Source organism: Pseudoduganella buxea, assembly GCF_009720835.1.
Taxonomy (GTDB): domain Bacteria; phylum Pseudomonadota; class Gammaproteobacteria; order Burkholderiales; family Burkholderiaceae_D; genus Rugamonas; species Rugamonas buxea.
This window is the reverse complement of the sequence record NZ_WNKZ01000001.1, coordinates 180,635-202,155: the sequence shown is the minus strand read 5'-3', so window position 1 is coordinate 202,155 and position 21,521 is coordinate 180,635. Positions and strand designations below refer to the sequence as shown.

General features: G+C 67.3%; 23 protein-coding genes and 1 tRNA gene. 5 read left to right on the top strand and 19 right to left on the bottom strand.

Going from position 1 to position 21,521, the window contains the following annotated elements:
• Positions 1-19: 19 nt before the first annotated feature.
• The 3 genes from GM672_RS00875 to GM672_RS00870 all read left to right on the top strand — a co-directional run bounded on the left by GM672_RS00875 (position 20) and on the right by GM672_RS00870 (position 1,312).
• A complete protein-coding gene (locus tag GM672_RS00875; RefSeq protein ID WP_155468627.1) occupies positions 20-445 on the top strand; it encodes a PaaI family thioesterase in 426 nt (141 codons plus the stop codon).
• 13 nt (positions 446-458) lie between these two features.
• Complete coding sequence (locus GM672_RS29510) at positions 459-584, top strand: hypothetical protein (protein ID WP_260098619.1); 126 nt, start codon at positions 459-461, stop codon at positions 582-584.
• A 95-nt stretch (positions 585-679) separates the two neighbouring features.
• On the top strand, positions 680-1,312 hold the full coding sequence (locus tag GM672_RS00870; RefSeq protein WP_155468626.1) for a DUF5710 domain-containing protein: 633 nt from the start codon (positions 680-682) through the stop codon (positions 1,310-1,312).
• 10 nt (positions 1,313-1,322) lie between these two features.
• Here GM672_RS00870 and GM672_RS00865 read toward each other — a convergent pair whose 3' ends face one another.
• The 5 genes from GM672_RS00865 to GM672_RS00845 all read right to left on the bottom strand — a co-directional run bounded on the left by GM672_RS00865 (position 1,323) and on the right by GM672_RS00845 (position 4,795).
• Positions 1,323-1,835 (bottom strand): peroxiredoxin family protein, encoded by a 513-nt coding sequence (locus GM672_RS00865; RefSeq protein WP_155468625.1) that lies wholly within the window; start codon positions 1,833-1,835, stop codon positions 1,323-1,325.
• A gap of 22 nt (positions 1,836-1,857) precedes the next feature.
• Entirely contained in the window at positions 1,858-2,505 is a 648-nt protein-coding gene (locus tag GM672_RS00860) for a BON domain-containing protein (protein ID WP_155468624.1), read from the bottom strand.
• Positions 2,498-3,094, bottom strand: a complete 597-nt coding sequence (locus GM672_RS00855; RefSeq protein WP_155468623.1) for a phosphoheptose isomerase — start codon at positions 3,092-3,094, stop codon at positions 2,498-2,500. Before GM672_RS00855 ends, GM672_RS00860 begins: the two co-directional genes overlap by 8 nt.
• Before the next feature lie 65 nt (positions 3,095-3,159).
• Entirely contained in the window at positions 3,160-3,516 is a 357-nt protein-coding gene (locus GM672_RS00850; RefSeq protein WP_170299878.1) for a YraN family protein, read from the bottom strand.
• Between the two features lie 10 nt (positions 3,517-3,526).
• Positions 3,527-4,795 (bottom strand): penicillin-binding protein activator, encoded by a 1,269-nt coding sequence (locus GM672_RS00845; protein WP_229417489.1) that lies wholly within the window; start codon positions 4,793-4,795, stop codon positions 3,527-3,529.
• Between the two features lie 25 nt (positions 4,796-4,820).
• On the opposite strand from GM672_RS00845, the gene rsmI reads away from it, so the two are divergent.
• A complete protein-coding gene (rsmI, locus tag GM672_RS00840; protein WP_155468621.1) occupies positions 4,821-5,741 on the top strand; it encodes a 16S rRNA (cytidine(1402)-2'-O)-methyltransferase in 921 nt (306 codons plus the stop codon).
• A 4-nt stretch (positions 5,742-5,745) separates the two neighbouring features.
• Here the strand turns inward: rsmI and GM672_RS00835 are convergent, their stop codons facing one another.
• The gene (locus GM672_RS00835; RefSeq protein WP_155468620.1) at positions 5,746-6,366 is read right to left on the bottom strand and encodes a glutathione S-transferase family protein; all 621 of its coding nucleotides are present in this window, start codon (positions 6,364-6,366) and stop codon (positions 5,746-5,748) included.
• Between the two features lie 31 nt (positions 6,367-6,397).
• Entirely contained in the window at positions 6,398-7,000 is a 603-nt protein-coding gene (locus tag GM672_RS00830) for a hypothetical protein (protein ID WP_155468619.1), read from the bottom strand.
• Between the two features lie 125 nt (positions 7,001-7,125).
• Between GM672_RS00830 and GM672_RS00825 the strand changes: the two genes are divergently transcribed.
• A tRNA-Pro gene (locus tag GM672_RS00825) sits at positions 7,126-7,202 on the top strand.
• 107 nt (positions 7,203-7,309) lie between these two features.
• Here the strand turns inward: GM672_RS00825 and GM672_RS00820 are convergent.
• The 12 genes from GM672_RS00820 to GM672_RS00765 form a co-directional block, all read right to left on the bottom strand.
• Entirely contained in the window at positions 7,310-8,263 is a 954-nt protein-coding gene (locus tag GM672_RS00820) for a hydroxymethylglutaryl-CoA lyase (RefSeq protein WP_308807421.1), read from the bottom strand.
• Between the two features lies 1 nt (position 8,264).
• Positions 8,265-9,197 carry a 2-hydroxyacid dehydrogenase gene (locus GM672_RS00815; RefSeq protein ID WP_155468618.1) on the bottom strand — a complete coding sequence of 311 codons (933 nt, stop codon included), beginning with the start codon at positions 9,195-9,197 and terminating at the stop codon, positions 8,265-8,267.
• A gap of 15 nt (positions 9,198-9,212) precedes the next feature.
• Positions 9,213-11,255: an acetyl-CoA carboxylase biotin carboxylase subunit gene (locus GM672_RS00810; protein WP_155468617.1), complete on the bottom strand. Its 2,043-nt coding sequence runs from the start codon at positions 11,253-11,255 to the stop codon at positions 9,213-9,215.
• Positions 11,256-11,309: 54 nt separating this feature from the next.
• Positions 11,310-12,350 (bottom strand): biotin synthase BioB, encoded by a 1,041-nt coding sequence (gene bioB, locus GM672_RS00805; protein ID WP_155468616.1) that lies wholly within the window; start codon positions 12,348-12,350, stop codon positions 11,310-11,312.
• A 61-nt stretch (positions 12,351-12,411) separates the two neighbouring features.
• On the bottom strand, positions 12,412-13,206 hold the full coding sequence (bioD, locus tag GM672_RS00800; RefSeq protein WP_155468615.1) for a dethiobiotin synthase: 795 nt from the start codon (positions 13,204-13,206) through the stop codon (positions 12,412-12,414).
• 1 nt (position 13,207) lies between these two features.
• The gene (bioF, locus tag GM672_RS00795; protein WP_155468614.1) at positions 13,208-14,392 is read right to left on the bottom strand and encodes an 8-amino-7-oxononanoate synthase; all 1,185 of its coding nucleotides are present in this window, start codon (positions 14,390-14,392) and stop codon (positions 13,208-13,210) included.
• Between the two features lies 1 nt (position 14,393).
• Complete coding sequence (locus tag GM672_RS00790) at positions 14,394-15,719, bottom strand: adenosylmethionine--8-amino-7-oxononanoate transaminase (protein WP_371867006.1); 1,326 nt, start codon at positions 15,717-15,719, stop codon at positions 14,394-14,396.
• A 17-nt stretch (positions 15,720-15,736) separates the two neighbouring features.
• Positions 15,737-16,522 (bottom strand): enoyl-CoA hydratase/isomerase family protein, encoded by a 786-nt coding sequence (locus tag GM672_RS00785; RefSeq protein WP_155468612.1) that lies wholly within the window; start codon positions 16,520-16,522, stop codon positions 15,737-15,739.
• Between the two features lie 13 nt (positions 16,523-16,535).
• Positions 16,536-18,158, bottom strand: coding sequence for a carboxyl transferase domain-containing protein (locus tag GM672_RS00780; RefSeq protein ID WP_155468611.1), 1,623 nt, complete (start codon positions 18,156-18,158; stop codon positions 16,536-16,538).
• A 10-nt stretch (positions 18,159-18,168) separates the two neighbouring features.
• A complete protein-coding gene (locus tag GM672_RS00775) occupies positions 18,169-18,627 on the bottom strand; it encodes a YchJ family protein (protein WP_155468653.1) in 459 nt (152 codons plus the stop codon).
• A gap of 145 nt (positions 18,628-18,772) precedes the next feature.
• The gene (locus GM672_RS00770; protein WP_155468610.1) at positions 18,773-20,035 is read right to left on the bottom strand and encodes a D-amino acid dehydrogenase; all 1,263 of its coding nucleotides are present in this window, start codon (positions 20,033-20,035) and stop codon (positions 18,773-18,775) included.
• Between the two features lie 76 nt (positions 20,036-20,111).
• On the bottom strand, positions 20,112-21,437 hold the full coding sequence (locus GM672_RS00765) for a serine hydrolase domain-containing protein (protein WP_155468609.1): 1,326 nt from the start codon (positions 21,435-21,437) through the stop codon (positions 20,112-20,114).
• Between the last annotated feature and the right edge of the window lie 84 nt (positions 21,438-21,521).

Below are 21,521 nucleotides of genomic sequence, written 5' to 3'. Positions count from 1 at the left end.
TCGATAAGAAAGAAGACCTATGGACGACAGCAAATTCAATCTGGACTATTTCAATACCTTCGCCAACGGCACCCTGCCGGACCACCTGGGCATCCGCATCACGGCGGCCGGTCAGGGTGAACTGTCGGCGGAGCTGGACATCGCCAAGCACCACCTGGCGCCGAACGGCTACCTGCACGCCGGCACCATCGTCACCCTGGCCGACACGGCCTGCGGCTACGCGTGCTTCTCGCACCTGCCCGAAGGCGCCAACAACTTCACCACCATCGAGCTGAAGTCGAACCACCTGGGCACGGCGCGCGAAGGCGCCATCGCCGTGACGGCCAAGGCCGTCCACATGGGCAAGACCACGCAGGTATGGGACGCCACGGTCACGAACAAGGCCAATGGCAAGACCATCGCCCTGTTCCGCTGCACGCAGATGGTGCTGTACCCGGCCAAGTAGGCGCGAGGCGGCGATGCTCTACATCGGGCTGGCGATCATCGTGGCGGGCATCAGCGCCGCGCTGTCGCCGCTGGTGTGGGAGTGGTATGTGGCGCGGCGCCGCCGCGAGCACGGGCAAGAACACCGTGAAGACGACTAGAGGCGCCGGCATCCAACCAAAGGCAGCAGCGGATCAAGAACGGCAGCCGTGACACGGCACAGAATCGACCTACGCCAACCCGGAGGGAGATTGCCATGCCACGTGTCGATTTGTCGGTGCCGTTCTCGGAGAAGGATGAAGCAAGGAGCCTGGGTGCGCGCTGGGATGCGCGCAGGAAGGTCTGGTTCGTGCCGGACGGGGTCGACCCCGGCAGGTTCGGAAAGTGGTTCATCCTCGAGCCGGAGATCAACCTGCGGGCGTCCAGTTATTTTGTCGTGGAAGCGGCGGCAATGTGCTGGAAGTGCCACGAGAGCACCAGCGTCGTCAGCTTCATGCTGCCGCCCGGGTACGAAGTCTTCCAGTTCGGCGAATTCGACGGCGAGCGCACCCTGCCTGGCTTCTGGAGCACGATGCCCGACCCCACCATTGTGCATTACGTCGAACATATTCCGCCCGCCGTTGCCGACCGTGCGATGCAGGTCAAGCGCAACTACCAGCGCAACTTCAGCAAGACCACCAGCAGCGCCTACTGGATGAACCATTGCGACCATTGCGGCGCCAAGCAGGGCGATTTTTTCCTGCACTGCGAAGTCGACGGCGCCTTCCAGCCGTGGGAGGAAGAAGATGCCGCGCGCATGGTGCTGCATGCATGCGCCGGGCCCTTCGAAGGCTATGCCAGCTGGGCCATGTTCGGCGACTTCTTCATGGGCAGCATGCAGCGCCGTTAGGCACCGGCGCTCAGCCCTGCAGCGCCTTTTCCAGCAGCTTGTGCAAGGCCGGAAATTCCGGCTTGCCGACATAACGCTTGAGGATCTTGCCGTCCTTGTCGATGACGAAGGTGGTGGGCGTCATCGACACGTCGCCGTAGGCCTTGGCTGCTTCGCCCGTGACGTCCAGCGCGACCTTGAAGGGCAGCTGGCGCGTTTCGGCGAAATTGACGACGTAGTTGGGCGGGTCGTACTTCATCGCCACGGCGACGAATTCCAGGCCCTTGCCCTTGTAGCGGTTGTAGGTGTCGACCATTTCCGGCATCTCGGCCACGCAGGTGGTGCAAGACGTGGCCCAGAAATTGACCATTACGACCTTGCCGCGCAGCTGCTCGGGCGTGATGCGTTCGCCCTTGATGTCGATGAAGGTCACGGCCGGCGCCACCGGGGCGCTGTTCAGCGACGTGTAGGCGGCAAAGCCGCCCGCCGCCAGTACCACGGCGGCAACGGCGGGCTTGAGCCAGGGTTTCGAGGAAGTGGTCATGGCCTCACCGATCCGACCTTGCTCAGGCCTGCGGGGCCGGGTTCGGCGCGTACTGCTTGTACTCCTCTTCCGAGATGTACTCGAACACGCGCACCACCTTCGCCACGCCCGGCACGCCACGGGCGATGTCGGTGGCCTTGTTGGCTTCATGCTGCGTCACGCGGCCCATCAGGTAGACGATGCCGCGTTCCGTCACGACCTTGAACGAATTGGCCGAGATGTCCTTGGCGTCGACCAGGCTGGCCTTGACCTTGGTGGTGATCAGCGTGTCGTTGGAACGGGAGGTATAGCTGGCCGGGCCGGCGATTTCCAGTTCGTTGACGACGGACTGCACGCCTTCGATGGCCTTCACTTCGCGCTCGACGGCGGCCTTCATGGCCTCGTCGCGCACTTCGCCCGTGACCAAGGCCTTGCGGTTGAAGGAATTGACGTTGACATGGCCGGCATCGCCGACGACGTTGCGAACGCGGACGTCGGCCTTGACGGCGATCGACTTGTCCTCGGTCTGGGCACCGAAGGTGCGGCGGTCCGATGCGGCCATCGTGCCGGCGACAGCGCCGCCCACGACGAGACCGACGCAGCCCGACAGGTTGACCGCCAGCGCGCTGCCCAGCAGGGCAATGGCGACGGGACGTTGCAGGCGGCGCAGCAGGGCCGTGGAATCAGTCATTCACATCTCCTCCAAACAGGGCGACATCGATGCCGTCGCAAATGCAGTGAATCGCGGTCAGGTGGACTTCCTGGATGCGCGCGGTGCGTTCGGCCGGCACGCAGATATGGACGTCCGCGTCGGTCAGCATCTTGCCGATGGCGCCGCCGCCCTTGCCCGTCAGCGCCACGACGCGCATTTCGCGCTCCAGCGCCGCCTCGATGGCCGCCATCACGTTGGCCGAATTGCCCGACGTGGAAATGGCCAGCAGGATGTCGCCGGCCTGGCCGAAGGCCTGGACCTGCTTGCTGAAGATTTCGCGGTAGCTGTAGTCGTTGGCGACCGCCGTCAGGATCGACGTGTCGGTGGTCAGGGCCAGCGCGGGCAGCGGGAAGCGCTCGCGTTCGAAACGGCCCACCAGCTCGGCCGCGAAGTGCTGGCAGTCGGCCGCGGAGCCGCCGTTGCCGCAGGCGAGGATCTTGTTGCCATTGGACAGAGCGGCAAACATCAGTTCGATCGCCTGCGCAATCGGTTGCGCCAGGACGGTTGCCGACTGAATCTTGGTTTCGGCACTTTCGTGGAAGTGCGAGAGGATGCGTTGATTAGTCATAGTCATTGGATTATATAGTGCGTTGCCGCCGCCCGCCCGGCAAGGCTTGACAAATATGCTTACATCTATGCTTGTAAAATCATCACGTTCTTCAGCCACTCGATGCGTTCCCCCTCGATGGCGACGACATCGAAGCGGCATGGCGGCAGGCGGGGATAGCGCAGCAGGTAGGTCTGGGCGGCGTGGACCAGGCGCCGCTGCTTGGCAGGCGTGATGCTGGCGGCGGCGCCGCCGAAGCGCTTGTCCTGCCGGCGCCGCACCTCCACGAACACGAGGTGAGCGCCGTCGCGCATGACCAGGTCCAGCTCACCGCCCTGGCAGCGGAAATTGCGCTGCACCAGGGTCAGGCCATGCTTGCCCAGGTGGGCCAGCGCCGCGTCCTCGCCCTGCTGACCCTTGTCCTGCTGGTCGGTGCGGGGCACGGCGCGCCTTTTACTGCTGGGCGCCTGGCGCCGGCAGCGGCACGGCTACGCCGTTGCGGTAGACGGCGGCCGGCTCCACGCGGCGGAACTTGGCGGGGCCATTGCCGAATTCGATGTTCAGCTGGCCCGTCACGCCATCCAGCACCACGCTCTGGCCCGGTTTCAGGGCCAGTTCGCGCGCCACGCGGAAGGCGTCGATGCCCAGCGCGTACAGGCGTTCCATGTCGGCCGACAGGCGCGCTTCGTCACGCGGCTCCGGGCGCGGGTAGCTCATCACGGAAGGATTGTCGCGCTGGACCTGCCACGGCAGGTCGAGCAGGCGTACGCCGTCCAGTTCCGGGCCTTCCAGCAGGTTGACGCGGCCCGGGTTCAGCGACGAGGTGCCGTACAGCGGCATGTCGCCCAGCGGCGGCGCCTTCAGGGCCACGCGCAGCTGGCGTGCCTGGGCCGCATCGAGGGCGGCGAACAGCAGTTCGACCGGCTCGCTCGACAGTCGCGCGCGCAGCGCCACCAGTTCCGGATCGCTCAGGTAGCCGTTCTGCGCCGACAATTCCAGGGTCTTGGCCGTGTGGCCCAGCTTCTGCCAGTGCGCCGCGAAAGCGCTGGCGATGCGGCGCTGCCAGGCGCTGCCGCCCGAGAGGATCAATGCCTCGCCGCCCGGATGCTCCTGGGCTGCCCATTCGGCCACCTGGCGCGCTTCGTCCTCGATCGACAGGCCGATTGACAGCATGTTCGGCGGCAGCGTGGCGGCCTCGCGCCCTTCCGGATGATTCAATGCGATGGTCGGTTTCGTCACCAGCGTGCTGGCGGCAACGGCCGTGACGGCCGAACGGGCCAGCGGGCCGACCACCAGGTCGTTCTGCGCCAGCGTGGCCTGGTAAGTGGACAGCACGTCGTCCTGGGCGTCGCCCGTTTCGACCACGGTTACTTCGAAGCCGGCCTTGTCACGCTCCCACGCGGCCATGAAGCCGGCGCGCACGGCATCGGCGGCCTGGCCCAGTGTTTCGGAGCGCAGCGGCAGCAACAGGCCGATGCGCACCGGCTGGCCGCCAGCGGGAACCGTGCCATCTTCGCTGACCGTGCCCGGCAGCGGTGCCACGGCATACGTCTTCGCTTCCTCGGGCGGCGCTTCGCTGGGCCGGTCCGGCAGGCGCGTGCGTTGCTCGAGCGGGCTTGCCACCGGGGTGATAGGCGCGCACAATCCACCCGGACTGTCGCAAGGCGTGCTGCAGGCCGACAGCGCCAGCGCCGCAGCCACGCCCAGAATCAGTGTTTTCATTTTATTTGCCAGCATCCTACCCCCAATGACAGTTCAAGATTCCCGCTCGCCGCCTTCCGTCCTTGCCACGCTCCCCGTGCTGGGCGAAACGGCGCTCCAAACCTATCCTACGGCAACATTGTATGTAGTGGCCACCCCGATCGGCAATGTTACCGACATTAGCCTGCGGGCGTTGCACGTGTTGACCCTGGTCGATGCGATCGCTTGCGAGGACACCCGCAACACGGCCCACCTGCTGCAGCGCTTCGGCATCAGCAAGCCCCTGGTGGCGGCCCACATGCACAACGAGCGCGAGGCCGGCGAGATGCTGGTGCGGCGCCTGCAGGCGGGCGAACGCATCGCGCTGGTCTCCGACGCGGGCACGCCGGCCGTCTCCGACCCCGGCGCCAAGATCGTCGAGGCCGTGCGTGCGGCCGGCCTGCGCGTGGTGCCGCTGCCCGGCGCTTCGGCTGCCGTGACGGCGCTGTCCGCCAGTGGCCTGGTGAACGACCAGTTCCACTTCGTCGGCTTCCTGCCGTCCAAAGGCAAGCAGCGCGAGACGGCCCTCAATGCCCTGCGCACGGTGACGGCGACGATGGTGTTCTACGAAGCGCCGCACCGCATCGTCGACTGCGCGCAGGCTCTGGCCTCGGCCTTCGAGCCCACGCGCCAGGTGGTGTTCGCGCGCGAGCTGACCAAGCTGTTCGAGGAAATCCACCGCTGCCCGCTGGCCGATGCCGCCGCCTGGCTGGCCGCCGATGCCCACCGCGAGAAGGGCGAGTACGTCGTTCTGCTCGAAGGCGCGCCGGCCGCGTCGGACGCGGGCGACCTGGAAGCGGAGCGCATCCTGGGCATTCTCCTGGCCGAGTGCTCCGTCAAGCAGGCCGCCAGCCTGGCCGCGCAGATCACGGGCCGCAAGAAGAACGCGCTGTACGAACGGGCACTGGCGCTGAAGGGCGAGGTGTAATCTTCTACGGCGTCTCCGGGCCGCAGTACTGCGCGAAACCGGGCACGCCTTCCAGCCGGCGCAGGTAGGCCTCCACGGCCGGCAGCGCCGCATGCTCGATCGGCGTCATGCGCCAGCGGTGCACGGACAAGGCCAGCACCACGTCGGCCAGCGTAAAGGCCGCACCCGTGACGAAAGCGCCCGTCGTTGCCAGCTGGCCGTCCAGGATGCCCATCTTGTCGTTCCAGTCGCGCACGCCGGCGGCGATGGCGGCAGCGTCGAACCTGTCGCTGCCCCGCATCAGCGCCATGAAGGCGGGGCGCCACGCGCCGTTCAGTTCCGTGGCCTGCCAGTCCATCCACTGTTCCACGCGGGCCCGGGCCAGCGCATCGGCCGGCAGCAGCGGCGTGTCGCCGGCGCGCGTGGCCAGATAGCGGCAGATCGTGTTCGACTCCCACAGCACCGTGTCGCCTTCGCGCAGCACGGGCACCTGCGCATTCGGATTAAGCGCCATGAATTCCGGCACGCGCGGGTCGCGCACGCCGCTGCCCCAGGGTTCGAGCTGCCAGTCCAGGTCCAGCAGGCGGCAGGTCCACAGCACCTTGCGCACATTGATCGACGTTTCCTTGCCCAGTATTGTCAGCATGTTCGTCCTTTCATGGTCGTTTCTCATTGCGTCAGAATTTGCAGCCGCTGCCCTTCTTGTCCATCAGCCAGACCAGTGGCGACAGCAAGCCCGCGCCGGTGTCGCGGCATTCCGGTCGGGCGGAGCGGGCGACAGCCTTGCCCAGTTTTTCGTCGCGCGTCTCGCGCCACTCCTTGCCCTTGTTGAGCTTCTCGGCGGCCCAGTTGGTGGCCGGCGGATCGAGGTCGTTGGCCATGCCGCGTGCGGCGGCACGGGCCGCGTCGAGGTCCACACGGGGCTCTTCCGGCTGCGGAACCGGTTCAGGGACCGTGGGCGCGGCAGTTTCGGATGCCGCCTGGCGTGGCGTCACCGTGACCGCCTGCGAGCGCTCGGGCCGCGTGCGTTCCCGCCTTGCCGGCGCGGGAGATGTCGGCGTGGTGCGCTCGACGACGACGGGCGGTGGCGGTGGCGGCACGAGGCGCACCGTCAGCGGCTGTGTCCAGGGCCGCGTGTCGGATGGCATGACCGGCGCGGAAGGCAGCCGCAGGAACCACAGCAGCAGCACGTGCAGCAGCACGGAGACCAGCAGTCCCACGGCAAAGGCCGGGCGGCGCAATGGCGGCGCGGTGTCGATACGGTTCAGCGTCTGCTGCATGGTGGCCCAGGCGTCCGATGGGATGCCAAGTTTCTCACATTGCCGATTTGGCATGGTGGTCGGTGCCAAATAAATTTTGGCCGCCCTTGACGGATGAGCTGGGGGTCGGTATTATCTTGCTTCTTCGGAGTGTAGCGCAGCCCGGTAGCGCACCTGGTTTGGGACCAGGGGGTCCAAGGTTCGAATCCTTGTACTCCGACCAAGATTCAAGAAAAACCCCGTGAGTTTCGGCTCACGGGGTTTTTTTCTGCCTGAACGGTTAGCAGTGTTGCCCGAAAAATGGGGTCTGTCCCCATTTTTCAGGCAATATCAGCCGGCCCGCTTGGCGAGGATGGCATTGCCGACGCGGCTGGCGCCCTTGCGGCCCAGGAATTGCGAGATGAACTGGCCGGCATCGACCACGGCGTCCAGGTCGATGCCCGTCTCGATGCCCAGGCCGTTCATCAGGTAGATCACGTCTTCCGTGGCGACGTTGCCGGTGGCGCCCTTGGCGTACGGGCAGCCGCCCAGGCCCGCCACGGACGAGTGGAAGATGGCGATGCCCAGTTCAAGCGACGCGTAGATATTGGCCAGCGCCTGGCCGTAGGTGTCGTGGAAGTGGCCGGACAGGCCGTCGATGCGGAACTCGCGGATTGCCGTGGCCATCACGGCCTGCGCCTTCTTCGGCGTGGCCACGCCGATGGTGTCCGCAATGTCGATCTCGTCGCAGCCCAGGTCGCGCATGCGGCCCACCACGTAGGCCACCGATTCGAGCGGCACGTCGCCCTGGTAGGGGCAGCCGAACGCCGTGCTGACGCTGGCGCGCAGGCGCAGGCCGTGTTCCTTGGCCGCCTTGGCCACGGGCGTGAAGCGGTCGATGGATTCGGCGATCGAGCAGTTGATATTGCGCTGCGAGAAGGCTTCCGATGCGGCGCCGAAGATCACCACCTCGTCCGCCTTGGCCGCCAGCGCTGCCTCGAAGCCCTGCATGTTCGGCGTCAGCGCGGAATAGATCACGCCCGGCTTGCGGTCGATGCCGGCCATGACCTCGCGGCTGGTCGCCATCTGCGGCACCCACTTGGGCGACACGAAGGACGCCGCCTCGATATTGGGAAAGCCGGCGGCCGTAAGGCGGTTCACCAGCTCGATCTTCACGTCGGCCGGCACGTCTTCCTTCTCGTTCTGCAGGCCGTCACGCGGCCCCACTTCGACGATTTTTACCTTGTTGGGCAGGCCGCCGCGCGGCCTCATCTCGGCGATCTTCTCATTGTCTGGCAAATTCATCTCAGTACCCCAAATCACGGTTGACGATGTCGGCGCAAGGTTCGCCCCGCGCCAGCAGTTCGATCTTGCCGGCGATCTGCTGCACGCTCTCGCTGCGCAAGGTCAGCGCGGCGACGTGTGGCGTGATCGTGATGCGCGGCTCCTGCCAGAACGGATGCTGTACCGGCAGCGGCTCGTGGCGGAACACGTCCAGCGTGGCGCCGGCGATATGGCCGGATTTGACGAAGGTCAGCAGGTCCGGCTCGGACAGGTGGGCGCCCCGCGCCACGTTAATGACATAGGCGCCCTGGGGCAACCGGCCCAGGTTGGCACGGTTCAGGATATTGGCCGTGTCCTCGGTCAGCGGCAGCATGCAGACCACGACGCGGGTGCGCCGCAGGAAGGCTTCCAGGCCGTCGCTTCCATGAAAGCAGGTGACGCCGTCGATGTGCTTGTCGCTGCGGGTCCACGCGTGCAGTGGAAAGCCGAACGGCTTCAGGCAGTCCAGCACGCGCTGGCCCAGTACGCCGGCACCCATGACGCCGACGGCGAAATCGGCCTTGTCGCGCGGCGGCAGCTGGCGCCACTCGCCCACGGCCGCCTGGTCTTCGTACTGGTCGAAGCGGCGGAAGTAGCGCAGCACGGCATGCACCACATATTCCGCCATCTGCACGCCCATGCCGGCGTCGCCGAGGCGCACGATCGGCACGCTGCGGGGAATCTGGTCCGCGTCGCGCAGCATGGCATCGGCGCCGGCGCCCATCAGGAAGATGGCCTTCACCTCGGCCAGTTCGCGCAGCATCGCTTCCGGCGGCGCCCACACGACAGCATAGTCGCAGGGCTCCTGCCGCTGGCCTTCGGTCCACGTTACGCAGGTGGCCTGCGGCAGGTGCCGGGCAAAATCGTCCGCCCATGGCGCCGTATTGCCGTCGGCACGGTACAGGAGAATACGCATCGTGTTCTCCCCGGATCAGGCAGCGGCGCGGAAGGCCAGCAGCGGCGCGCCGTCCGCCACCTGGTCGCCCACGGCGTACAGCACCTCGTCGATAACGCCGTCGTGCGGTGCGGCGATGGTGTGCTCCATCTTCATCGCTTCCATGATGACGAGCGGATCGCCCTTCTTCACTTCCTGGCCCTGGGCGGCCAGCACGGCCACCACCTTGCCCGGCATCGGTGCCGTCAGGCGCCCGTCCTCGGTTTCCACCTCGCCCGCGTGGGCCAGCGGATCGTTGAAGTGCAGCGTGTGGTGGCCGCCACCGACGAAGACGTGGAAGGCGTCGCCATCGCGGCGCACGGTACCCTGTACCGACGTGTCGCCCAGCTTGATCGACAGCTCCGTGGCTGCCTGCCCGCCCTGGCGCGCCATCAGGCTGACGTCGACGTCGATGCCCTTGATTGCCAGTTCCCAGCCATGCGGCAGGTAGGTGAAGCGCGGCGCGTAGTCCTTGCCCTGCTCGTCCGTGAACGACAAGGTGCGGATGAAGCGGGCGTTCATGCGCCAGCCCAGCGCCTGGCCCCACGGATCGCCGCGATTGGCGCCCGACTGCGCGGCGGCGCTGTCCTTCTCCTGTTCGATCAGTGCCACACAGGCCAGCGCCAGCGCGGCCACGGGCACCGAGCGGGCCGGCGGGAACAGCGTCTCCTGGTTACGTTCGATCAGGCCCGTGTCCAGGTCCGCGTTGGCGAAGGCATCGGACTCCACCAGGCGTTTCAGGAAGGCGATATTGGCCGCCAGCCCGACGATCTGGTATTGCGCCAGCGCCTGCGCCATGCGTGCCAGGGCCTGCTTGCGGTCCGTGCCCCAGACGATCAGCTTGGCGATCATCGGGTCGTAATACGGCGAGATGGCATCGCCTTCGCGCACGCCCGAATCGACACGGACGGCGGCCGGCTCCAGCGAACTGCCGCCCAGCTCGAAATTGACGGCGCCCGGCGTCTCCAGGTGGCGCAAGGTGCCGATGGAAGGCAGGAAGCCCTTGTCCGGGTTCTCCGCGTAGATGCGCGCCTCGATTGCATGGCCGTGGATGCGCAGCTCGTCCTGCCGTTTCGGCAGCGGCTCGCCGGCCGCCACGCGCAGCTGCCACTCCACCAGGTCGGTCCCCGTGATCATTTCCGTGACGGGGTGCTCGACCTGCAGGCGCGTGTTCATCTCCATGAAGTAGAACGAGCCGTCCTGGTTTGCGATGAATTCGACCGTGCCGGCACCGACATAGCCGACCGCCTTGGCCGCGGCCACGGCGGCGTCGCCCATTGCGGCGCGGCGTTCATCCGTCATGCCGGGCGCGGGCGCCTCTTCCAGCACCTTCTGGTGGCGGCGCTGCACCGAGCAGTCGCGCTCGAACAGGTAGATGCAGTTGCCATGGGTGTCGGCGAACACCTGGATCTCGATATGGCGGGGCCGCTGCAGGTATTTCTCGGCCAGCACCTTGTCGTCGCCGAACGAGCTGATGGCTTCGCGCTTGCACGAGGCCAGCGCGTCCTTGAAGCCTTCCGCGTTCTCGACCACGCGCATGCCCTTGCCGCCGCCGCCGGCCGAGGCCTTCAGCAGCACCGGGTAGCCGATGCGGTCGGCCTGCTGCTGCAGGAAGTTCGCGTCCTGCTCGTCGCCGTGGTAGCCCGGCACCAGCGGCACCCTGGCCTGTTCCATCAGGGTCTTGGCGGCCGACTTCGAGCCCATGGCGCGCATGGCCGATGCCGGCGGGCCGATGAACACCAGCCCCGCTTCCGCGCAGGCCTCGGCGAATTCCGCGTTCTCCGACAGGAAGCCATAGCCCGGGTGGATCGCCTGGGCGCCGGTAGCCAGCGCGACGGCGATGATCTTGTCGCCGCACAGGTAGCTTTCCTTGGCCGGCGCGGCGCCCAGCAATACCGCTTCGTCGCACACGGCGACGTGCTTGGCGTTCGCGTCCGCTTCCGAATACACGGCAACGGTCTTGATGCCCATGCGGCGCGCCGTGGCGGCCACGCGGCAGGCGATCTCGCCCCGGTTGGCGATCAGGATTTTCTTGAACATGTCTCCTCCTTCTGGGCTCTTGGCCTTTTTATGGGGTACCGCGACTGCCGTGGTTCAGCAGCCGCAGGCTTCCTTCTGCACCGACTCCAGCGTGGCCGCGCGGGTTTTCAGACCCAGCTTGGCCAGCAGCGCGCGGTCGTCGTTCGCTTCCGGGTTGTCGGTGGTGAGCAGCTTGTCGCCGTAGAAGATCGAATTGGCGCCGGCCATGAAGCACATCGCCTGCACGGCTTCGCCCAGTTCGCGGCGGCCGGCCGACAGGCGCACGCGCGCCTTCGGCATCGTGATGCGGGCCACGGCGATGGTGCGCACGAATTCCAGCGGGTCGAGGCGGTCCATGCCGTGCAGCGGCGTGCCCTCCACCTGCACCAGGTGGTTGATCGGCACCGATTCCGGATACGGGTTCAGGTTGGCCAGCTGGGCGATCAGGCCAGCGCGCTGGTCGCGCGTCTCGCCCATGCCGACGATGCCGCCGCAGCAGACCTTCAGGCCGGCGTTGCGCACGTGGCCGAGGGTGTCCAGGCGGTCCTGGTACTGGCGGGTGGAGATCACGTTGTCGTAGAACTCCGGCGCCGTATCCAGGTTGTGGTTGTAGTAATCCAGCCCGGCGGCCTTCAGGCGCTCGGCCTGCTGCTCTTCCAGCATGCCCAGGGTGGCGCAGGTTTCCAGGCCCAGGGCCTTCACTTCACGCACCATCTCCTCGACCTTGTCCATGTCGCGGTCCTTCGGGCTGCGCCATGCAGCGCCCATGCAGAAGCGCGTGGCGCCGTTGTCCTTGGCCTGCTTCGCCGCTTCCAGCACGGTGGCGGTATCGAGGATCTTCTTCGCTTCCACGCCCGTGTCGTAGCGCGCGGCCTGCGGGCAGTAGCCGCAGTCTTCCTCGCAGCCGCCGGTCTTGATCGACAGCAGCGTCGCCAGTTCCACGTCGCCGTCCGGGAAGTTCGCGCGCTGGGCTTCCTGGGCCCGGAACATCAGTTCGTTGAACGGCAGTTCGAACAGGGCCAGCACGTCCTCGCGCGGCCAGGTGGCCGCTTCCGGCAGCTTGATGGCCGCGGCGGGGCGGTGCAGTTCAACGGTTTTCGGTTCATGCAGGGACATCTTGAATTCCTTTTTCAGCTGGATACGGACATCGGGACAATGCCTCGCATCGTGTTTTACTTTACGTCGTACGGGCCGGCCAGTTCGGCAGGCCCGAAAAATCCAGGTGGGCGGCGGCGGCGGCGGCCGTCGCCTCGGCCAGGCGCGGCACCCGGCCCAGCAGCGGTGCCGGCAGGCGCGCCGCCAGTGCTTCGATGTTCTCGTCCTCGAACGCCATTTCCGGTTCCAGCGCGTTGGCCACCCAGCCCACCAGCTTCAGGCCGCGCGCGGCGATCGCTTCGGCCGTCAGCAGCGCGTGGTTGATGCAGCCCAGCCGCATGCCCACCACGAGGATCATCGGCAGGTCGAGCTGCTGCGCCAGGTCGGCCGTGTCGTAGTTGTCCGTCAGCGGCACGCGAAAGCCGCCCACGCCTTCGACCACGGTGGCGTCGCTGGCGGCGGCGATTTCCAGGTAGGAGGCCAGGATCGGCACCGGGTCGATCGTCACCTTTTCCAGCGCGGCGGCGATATGCGGCGCGGCCGGTTCCTGCAGCAGGAAGGGCGTCGTGATCGACTGCGGCAGGTGCACGTTGCCGGCCGCGGCCAGCTGGTCGCAGTCGTCGTTGTGCAGGCCGCCGTCGCGCATTACCGCACCGGCCGCGACGGGTTTCATGCCGCAAGCGCGCACGCCCTGCTGGACCAGTGCATGCAGCAGTGCCGACGAGATCAGCGTCTTGCCGATTTCCGTGTCCGTGCCCGTGACGAAGCATGCGAAGCGGGGCGGGATGCCGAGCGCCGCCAGTTCTGTGGCCGGCTGAGTTGCCAGCTCTTCGTCGGCGACGGCGGCGGGGGCGATGACGGGATCTTCCAGAGCCATCTCAGGTCCTTTCCAGTTGGTTCAAGGCGGCGGCCAGGGCCGCCACTTCGGCCTCGGTATGGGCGGCCGAGAAGGTGACGCGCAGCCGGGCCGTATCGGCCGGCACCGTGGGCGGGCGGATGCCGCCGACCCAGAAGCCCTGCTCGTACAGCGCGGCCGAGGCGCGCATCGTCTCGTCGTTTGGCCCGATCACGATGGGCTGGATCGCCGTTTCCGAGGCCAGCGGCTGCCAGCGCCGCAGCGCCAGGCACTCGCGCCATTGTGCCACCAAAGCCTGCAGGTGGTTGCGGCGGCGCCGGCCTTCCGGCCCTTCGATGATGTCCAGGCTGGTCAACAGGGCGTGCGCCAGCGCGGGCGGCGCCGCCGTCGTGAAGATGTACGGGCGGGCGCGCTGGACCAGCGTTTCGATCACGGTCGCATGCGCGGCCACGAAGGCGCCGCCGACGCCGGCGGCCTTGCCCAGGGTGCCCATGTAGACCAGGTTGGGCGAGCGCAGCTCGAAATGCTCCAGCGCGCCGTGGCCGTTGTCGCCCAAGGTGCCGAAGCCGTGTGCGTCGTCCACCACCAGCCAGGCATCGTGCCGCTCGCACAGGGCCAGCAGGGCCGGCAGCGGGGCGAGGTCGCCGTCCATCGAGAACACGCTGTCGGTGACGACGATCTTGTTGGTGGCGCTGCTCGCTTCCAGCAGTGCGGCCAGTGCTTCGACGTCCGCGTGCGGATACACCTTCACACCGGTGCGGGCCAGCCGGGCACCGTCGATCAGCGAAGCGTGGTTCAGCGCCTCGCTGAAGATTTCCGTGTTCTTGTCCACGCCGGCAAGACCCGTGATGACGGCCAGGTTGGCCATGTAGCCGGTGCAGAAGGTCAGCGCTCGTGCGTCGACCAGATAGGGGCTTTCGAAGGCCGCCAGGCGTTCTTCCAGCGCCACGTGGGCACGGCTGTGGCCACTGATCAGGTGCGAGGCGCCGCTGCCGGTGCCGTAGCGGTCCGCGCCTTCCTGCAGCGCGGCGGCGATGGCCGGGTGGGCGGCCAGGCCCAGGTAGTCGTTGCTGCAGAACGCCAGCAGTTCGCGCCCGTCCACCGTCACGCGCGGCGCGCACGGCGTTTCCACCGTGCGGCGCGTGCGGATCAGGCTTTGCGCGGCCAGCGCCTGCAATTGCGTATCGAGTTTGTTCAGCAGTTCCATGTCAGCCCGCGATCGTCTGTTCGAACACGGCCAGCGTGCGCTCGGCCAGCAGCGCGATGTCGCCGTCGTCCAGGATATACGGCGGCATCAGGTAGACCGTGGCGCCGATGGGGCGCAGCAGCAGTTCGTTTTGCGTGGCGTTGGCGAAGAAGCGGCGCGCGAAGGCCTTGTCGACGCCTTCCGCATCGAAGGCCCAGATCATGCCCTGCTGGCGGAAGTGGCGCACCCGGGGATGCGCGCGCAGCGGCGCCAGCGCGGCCGTGATGCGTTCGGCCTTGGCACGGTTCGCCGCCAGCACGTCGTCCTGGGCGAAGATGTCGAGCGTGGCCAGCGCGGCGCGACAGGCCAGCGGATTGCCCGTGTACGAATGCGAATGCAGGAAGCCGCGCGTGACGTCGGCGCTGTAGAAGGCCTGGTAGACCTCGTCCGTCGTCAGCACCACCGACAGCGGCAGGTAGCCGCCGCTGATGCCCTTCGATAGCGTGACGAAGTCCGGCCAGATGCCGGCCTGCTCGCAGGCGAAGAAGGTGCCCGTGCGGCCGCAGCCGACGGCGATTTCGTCCAGGATCAGGTGCACGCCATATCGGTCGCACAGCGCGCGCACGAGTTGCAGGTACAGGGGATCGTGCATCGCCATGCCGGCGGCGCACTGCACCAGCGGCTCGACGATGATGGCGGCGATCCTGTCCGCTTTTTCGGCGAACAGGCGCTCGACGTCGGCGGCGGCGCGGCGTGCCACGTCCTGCGCCGTTTCGCCATCGCGTGCCTGGCGCGCGTCGGGCGACCTCACCGTCTGCGCGGCGCGCAGCAGCGGGCCATAGGCGTCCTTGAACAGGGCCACGTCGGTCACGGCCAAGGCGCCGATGGTTTCGCCGTGATAGCTGCCCTGCAGGCAGACGAATTCCTGCTTGTCCGCCTGGCCGCGGTTGCGCCAGGAGTGGAAACTCATCTTCAGCGCGATCTCGACGGCGGAGGCGCCGTCCGAGGCGTAGAAGGCGTGGCCCAGGCGGCGATCCGTCAGGGCCGACAGGCGTTCGGACAGCTCGATCACGGGTTCGTGCGTGAAGCCGGCCAGCATCGCGTGTTCCAGCTTGTCCAGCTGCTCGCGCAGCGCCGCGTTGATGCGCGGGTTGGCGTGGCCGAACAGGTTGACCCACCACGAGCTGATGGCATCCAGGTAGCGACGGCCATCCTGGTCGTACAGCCACGGGCCGCGCCCATGGCTGACCGGAATCAGCGGCGTGCTTTCGTGGTGCTGCATTTGCGTACACGGGTGCCACACGCTTTGCAGGCTGCGGGCGACCCAATCGCTGGTTTGATTCGACAAAAAAAGACTCCGAAAAATCAGGTGAGCCAGGACGGCTTGCGCTTCTCGAGGAAGGAAAGCACGCCTTCGCGCCCTTCATCCGAGGCGCGGATGTGGGCGATGCGCTGGGCCGTGTCGGCCACCAGCGTATCGGTGACCGGCTGGCCGGCGACGTCGCGCACCAGCGCCTTGGCTTCCTTCACGGCGTTCGGGCTGTTGGCCATCAGCGCGTGGGCGATGGTATCGACCTGGCCGTCGAGGGTGGCGGCGGTGGCCACCTCGTGCACGAAGCCGATGCGCAGTGCTTCCCTGGCATTGAAACGTTCGGCGGTGAGGAAGTAACGGCGCGATGCGCTTTCCCCCATCGCCTTGATGACATACGGCGAAATGGTGGCGGGGATCAGGCCCAGCTTCACTTCGCTGAGGCAGAAGTGGGCTTCCTCGGCGGCCACCGCGATATCGCAGGCGGCCACCAGGCCCATGCCGCCGGCATAGCAGTCGCCCTGCACCTTGGCCACGACGGGCTTCGGGCACAGGTAGATCGTGCGCAGCATGTTGGCCAGCCCTATGGCGTCGGCGCGGTTCTCGTCGTGCGAGTAGCCGGCCATTTTCTTCATCCAGTTCAGGTCCGCGCCGGCGCAGAAGGCCACGCCGTTCGCGGCCAGCACGATGGCGCCGATCGAGTCGACTTCGCCCAGCGCCGTGAACGCCGCCGTCAGTTCGGCGATGGTTTCCTCGTTGAAGGCGTTGCGCACCTCCGGCCGGTTCAGGGTAACGGTGGCCAGGCGGTCGGCGATGTCGATGTTCAGGGTTTCGTAGTGCATGATTTTTCCTTCGTCACATGCGGAAGACACCGAACTTCGTGTCGGGGATGGGCGCGTTCAATGCGGCGGACAGGCCCAGGCCCAGCACCATGCGGGTGTCGGCCGGGTCGATGATGCCGTCGTCCCACAGCCGCGCGCTGGCGTAGTAGGGGTGGCCCTGGTGTTCGTACTGCTCCTTGATGGGCTGCTTGAAGGCCGCTTCTTCTTCAGGCGACCATTGGCCGCCGCGGCCTTCGATGCCGTCGCGCTTGACGGTGGCCAGCACGGAGGCGGCCTGCTCGCCGCCCATGACGGAAATGCGCGCGTTGGGCCACATCCACAGGAAGCGCGGCGAGTAGGCGCGGCCGCACATGCCGTAGTTGCCGGCGCCGAAGCTGCCGCCGATGATGACGGTGAACTTCGGCACGGCGGCCGTGGCCACGGCCGTGACCATCTTGGCGCCGTTGCGGGCGATGCCTTCGTTCTCGTATTTGCGGCCCACCATGAAGCCGGTGATATTTTGCAGGAAGACGAGGGGGATCTTGCGCTGGCAGCACAGTTCGATGAAGTGCGTGCCCTTCAGCGCGGACTCGGAGAACAGGATGCCATTGTTGGCGATGATGCCCACCTTCATGCCGTAGATATGGGCGAAGCCGCACACCAGCGTGGTGCCGTAGCGCGACTTGAACTCGTCGAATTCGCTGCCGTCGACGATGCGGGCGATGACTTCGCGGATATCGAAAGGCTTACGCGTATCGACGGGGATCACGCCATACAGCTCTTCCGGCGCGAACTTCGGTTCCACCGTTTCGCGCACGGGCGCCTGCTGGGGCTTTTGCCGGTTCAGGTTCGACACGATGGTGCGCGCCAGCGACAGCGCGTGCATGTCGTTCTGGGCCAGGTGGTCGACCACGCCGGACAGGCGCGTGTGCACGTCGCCGCCGCCCAGGTCTTCCGCGCTCACCACTTCGCCCGTGGCGGCCTTCACCAGCGGCGGGCCGCCCAGGAAGATGGTGCCCTGCTCCTTGACGATGATCGATTCGTCGCTCATGGCCGGCACGTAGGCGCCGCCGGCCGTGCAGGAACCCATCACGACGGCGATCTGCGGGATGCCCTTGGCCGACAGGTTGGCCTGGTTGTAGAAGATGCGGCCGAAGTGGTCGCGGTCCGGGAAGACGTCGTCCTGGTTCGGCAGGTTGGCGCCGCCCGAATCGACCAGGTAGATGCAGGGCAGGTTGTTCTGCTCGGCGATTTCCTGGGCGCGCAGGTGCTTCTTGACCGTGACCGGGTAGTAGGTGCCGCCCTTGACGGTGGCATCGTTGCAGACGATGACGCATTCCTGGCCGGCCACGCGGCCCACGCCCGTGATGATGCCGGCCGACGGCGCCGCATCCGCGCCGCTGGCTTCCTTGTACATCTCGTAGGCGGCCAGCTGGGAAAATTCGAGGAAGGGAGTGCCAGGATCGAGCAGCATCTGGACGCGGTCGCGCGGCAGCAGCTTGCCCCGGGCGACATGCTTGGCGCTGGCGGCTTCGCCACCGCCTTCGGCGATCCTGGCCACCCGGGCGCGCAGGTCGTCGACCAGGGCCTGCATGGCGGCCGCATTGGCCTTGAAATCTTCGCTGCGCGAATTGAGCTTGCTTTCGATGTGCGGCATTCGGTCCCCTTTATGGCTTTTCTGGAAATTCTCCGTCCACATAGAACCAGCGCGGTGCGCCGCCGAGCGCCGGGTCCGGCTCGCGCAGGAACCGGCTCACCTCATGCAGCCGCTGGGCTTTGCCGCCGACCCGGAAGCGGGCGACGAATTCCACGAAATCCTCGTCCGGATTCGCCGGTTCTACTTTACGTTGACGTAAACGTAAAGCAGATTTTACCTCAAGTCCCAGCCACTGCAACGCCTCATCCGGGTCGACGATGCGATCCGTCGGCCGCGTACTGGGATGCCACGTCGCCAGCAGGTAGGGATCGTTGCGCAAGGTATATGCCGTGTAGCGCGAACGCATCAAGGTCTCGGCCGTGGGCGGCTGCCGGGCCGGATCGCGCCAGCCATCCAGATATGGACCGCAGCAGCTCGCCAGCGCCGCACCGCCGCACGGACAGCCGGCCGGCGTCTTCGATTTGGACATTTGCAAGTCGGACAATGGAAAGGCGACATTATCCGCCATATCCGCCTGCGGGGGGCCGGGCGGCGCATTTGCGTCGAAAGTTGCTCTGGAGACAGTCTCAGCCCCCGTCTTGATGCAACTTCACCGGAACTGGATTAACACCGGATCACCCGCGCCAGGCGAGGAAGTCGAGGGCGAACGGGGTGGGCTGGCCGCGCATCAGGTCCGCCAGCAGGGCGGCGGTGCCGCAGGCGAAGGTGAAGCCGAGGGGGCCGTGGCCCACGTTCAGCCATAGATTGGCATGGCGGGTCCGGCCGATCAGCGGGGCGCTGTTGGGGGTGGCGGGGCGCAGTCCGGCCCAGGCTTCGGCGCGGTCGTAGTCGGCGGCGGCGGGCATGGATGCCTTGACGAGCCGCGTCAGGCCGGCCACGCGGCGGGCATCCAGGCTGGCGTCGTCGCCCACCATGTCGACCATGGCCGCCACGCGCAGGCTGTCGCCGATGCGGGCGTACAGCGTCTTGCGCTCGAAGTCGGTGACGCTGATGCGCGGCGCCGTGTGCGTGGCGCCGATGGGCGCCGTCAGGCTGTAGCCCTTGAGCGGATACAGGGGCAGCCGGATGCCGGCCGTGGCGGTCAGGTCGCGGCTCTGGATGCCGGCTGCCAGTACGTACTGGTCGCCCTGGACCCAGCCACCGTCCGTTTCGACGCCGGCCACCTTGCCGTGCTCTGTAAACAAGCAGGTGGCATTGGCGTGCACGATGCCTTCGAAGCGGGGGTGTTCGTGCAGGCGCCGGGCCAGCGCGACGCAGAAGGCATGGCAGTCGGCCACCGCTTCGCCCCCATTGAAGATGCCGCCAGCCAGGCTGGGGGCCAGGTGGGCCAGTGCCGGCTCCAGCACCGCCGTCTCGCGGCCGGACAGCACCTGCCGGGTATTGTCGGGGTCGGGCCGGGCCGCGGCCGCGTCGAACAGCTTGGCGGAGCGGTAGACCACCAGCTTGCCGGCCTCGCGCCAGCCGAATTCGGACAGGGGCAGGCGCAGCGCCAGTTGCGTCATCTTCCGGCGGCTCAATTCGCCCAGCTCCAGCAGCTTGGCCGTCGTGCGGCGGTTGCTGCGGCCATTGCAGTTGGCCAGGAACTGGGCCAGCCAGCGCCACTGGCGCCGGTCCGCCTCCAGCCGGAAGCGCAGCGGCCCGTCCTGCTGGAACAGCCATTGCAGCGCCTTCAGGGGCACGCCCGCGTCGGCCAGCGGCGCGACGTAGCGGTAGCTCAGCTGGCCGCCGTTGCGGTAGCTGGCGCCGTTGCCGACATCGGGCGCGCGTTCGAGCAAGGTGACGCGATAGCCCGCCTCCAGCAGCCACCACGCCGTCGTCAGGCCGACGACGCCGCCGCCGATGACGATGACGTGATTTCCTTCTGTTGTGTGCTGCATGGTGCCGGTCCGAATGCGTGGACGGTGAGCTTACGCGCTGCGGCCGTGCCGCTGCCAATGAAAGCTCGTGCGAAGGCTATAACCTGGGGTCATGCGGCGCCGGCGCGATGGCGCCCCGGTAGAGGGTCGTCAGGATGCGTTCCTCGGCGCGCGTGAGGGCGGAGTAGCTGCCGGGATCGCGTTCCGGGTCGCTGCCGAAGCCGCCGATCAAGGTGACCATGCCGTCCCCGCGCGCCAGGTCGACGGCAAAGGTGGCGACCAGGCCGTAGGCTTCGCCCAGGTGGCCCACAGCCTCGAAATGCGCACCGTCCACCAGGCGGTTGCCCCGTCCGGCCACGTCCGTGAAGCGCTGCGTGCCCAGTCCCCAGCTGTGATACAGGCCGTTCAGCGTGTCGCCGCTGGCCGGGTCGCGATACGTCCACTGCGCGCTGAACATCTGCGCCAGCGTCTCGGGCAGCAGCAGCTGGCGGCCGCCGTGCCGTCCGCCGTCGACCAGCATCCGCATCACGGTGCCCAGGTCGCGCGCCGAAATGCGCAGGCCACCCGTGGGACTGAACAAGGTGGCGTTGGTGCCGACGACGTAACGGTCGATGCCGGCCGGCGGCACCGGCGGACGCACGCCGTAGTCGTCGACTTGAGCGATCCACGGGCCGGCGCTGTTCCACACCTCCGTGTCGGTGGTGCGGCGGCGGTACAGGGTGGCCGTATCGGCCAGTTCGTCCGCCGAAAACGCGGCCGGGTTGTAGCCGCCGCGCAGGCCGAGGGGTGCCAGCAGCAGCCGCTGCATCAGGCGGTCGAAGCGCTCGCCCGTGACCCGCTCCATCACGGTGCCGATCACGCCCCAGCCCAGGTTGCAATAAGTGAAATAGCTGCCCGGCGCGCGGTCGGCGGCCCAGGCCTTGGGTTCGCGCACCAGCACATCCTGCAAGGCCGTGCCGGCGCCGAAGGAATAGCCGGCGTCGTCGCGCAAGGAGGAGGTGTGCGTCAGCAACTGGCGCAAGGTGATGACGCGGTCGGGAAAATGCGGGTTGCGCAGCGTGAAACCCAGGTAGCGGCTGGCATCGGCGTCGAGCGACACATCGCCCCGCTCGACCAGCTGCATCAGTGCCAGGGTCGTCATCATCTTCGAGACGGACGCGATGCGAAACATCGTGCGCGGCGTGACGGGCAGGTCCGCGCCAGCGCCGTTCGTGGCGATGCGGGCGCGCCCGGACTGGCCTTCATAGACGACTTCCCCGCCGCGCATCGCCAGCACGGACAGCCCGGACAGGGGCTTGCCCGGATCGGCCACGATGGCCGCCAGCTCGCGCGTCAGCGCCTCGTGCGCAGGTGGCACGGCGACAGCCTGCCCCGCGCCGCCCAGCAATACCGCGCCCAGCACGGCGCGCCATGGTGTGCCCATCGCTATCCTCATGATCGTCACGACAATTTACCGACAATTCGGGCAGTGGAAGTTTTTACAATAGCCGTCCCTCACTGCCGAGCT

Coding starts and splice junctions, on each gene's coding strand:
- GM672_RS00875 (WP_155468627.1), top strand. CDS start 20: ATGGACGACAGCAAATTCAATCTGGACTATTTCAATACCTTCGCCAAC.
- GM672_RS29510 (WP_260098619.1), top strand. CDS start 459: ATGCTCTACATCGGGCTGGCGATCATCGTGGCGGGCATCAGCGCCGCG.
- GM672_RS00870 (WP_155468626.1), top strand. CDS start 680: ATGCCACGTGTCGATTTGTCGGTGCCGTTCTCGGAGAAGGATGAAGCA.
- GM672_RS00865 (WP_155468625.1), bottom strand. CDS start 1,835: ATGACCACTTCCTCGAAACCCTGGCTCAAGCCCGCCGTTGCCGCCGTG.
- GM672_RS00860 (WP_155468624.1), bottom strand. CDS start 2,505: ATGACTGATTCCACGGCCCTGCTGCGCCGCCTGCAACGTCCCGTCGCC.
- GM672_RS00855 (WP_155468623.1), bottom strand. CDS start 3,094: ATGACTAATCAACGCATCCTCTCGCACTTCCACGAAAGTGCCGAAACC.
- GM672_RS00845 (WP_229417489.1), bottom strand. CDS start 4,795: ATGAAAACACTGATTCTGGGCGTGGCTGCGGCGCTGGCGCTGTCGGCC.
- rsmI (WP_155468621.1), top strand. CDS start 4,821: ATGACAGTTCAAGATTCCCGCTCGCCGCCTTCCGTCCTTGCCACGCTC.
- GM672_RS00835 (WP_155468620.1), bottom strand. CDS start 6,366: ATGCTGACAATACTGGGCAAGGAAACGTCGATCAATGTGCGCAAGGTG.
- GM672_RS00830 (WP_155468619.1), bottom strand. CDS start 7,000: ATGCAGCAGACGCTGAACCGTATCGACACCGCGCCGCCATTGCGCCGC.
- GM672_RS00820 (WP_308807421.1), bottom strand. CDS start 8,263: ATGAATTTGCCAGACAATGAGAAGATCGCCGAGATGAGGCCGCGCGGC.
- GM672_RS00815 (WP_155468618.1), bottom strand. CDS start 9,197: ATGCGTATTCTCCTGTACCGTGCCGACGGCAATACGGCGCCATGGGCG.
- GM672_RS00810 (WP_155468617.1), bottom strand. CDS start 11,255: ATGTTCAAGAAAATCCTGATCGCCAACCGGGGCGAGATCGCCTGCCGC.
- bioB (WP_155468616.1), bottom strand. CDS start 12,350: ATGTCCCTGCATGAACCGAAAACCGTTGAACTGCACCGCCCCGCCGCG.
- bioD (WP_155468615.1), bottom strand. CDS start 13,206: ATGGCTCTGGAAGATCCCGTCATCGCCCCCGCCGCCGTCGCCGACGAA.
- bioF (WP_155468614.1), bottom strand. CDS start 14,392: ATGGAACTGCTGAACAAACTCGATACGCAATTGCAGGCGCTGGCCGCG.
- GM672_RS00785 (WP_155468612.1), bottom strand. CDS start 16,522: ATGCACTACGAAACCCTGAACATCGACATCGCCGACCGCCTGGCCACC.
- GM672_RS00780 (WP_155468611.1), bottom strand. CDS start 18,158: ATGCCGCACATCGAAAGCAAGCTCAATTCGCGCAGCGAAGATTTCAAG.
- GM672_RS00775 (WP_155468653.1), bottom strand. CDS start 18,627: ATGTCCAAATCGAAGACGCCGGCCGGCTGTCCGTGCGGCGGTGCGGCG.
- GM672_RS00770 (WP_155468610.1), bottom strand. CDS start 20,035: ATGCAGCACACAACAGAAGGAAATCACGTCATCGTCATCGGCGGCGGC.
- GM672_RS00765 (WP_155468609.1), bottom strand. CDS start 21,437: ATGGGCACACCATGGCGCGCCGTGCTGGGCGCGGTATTGCTGGGCGGC.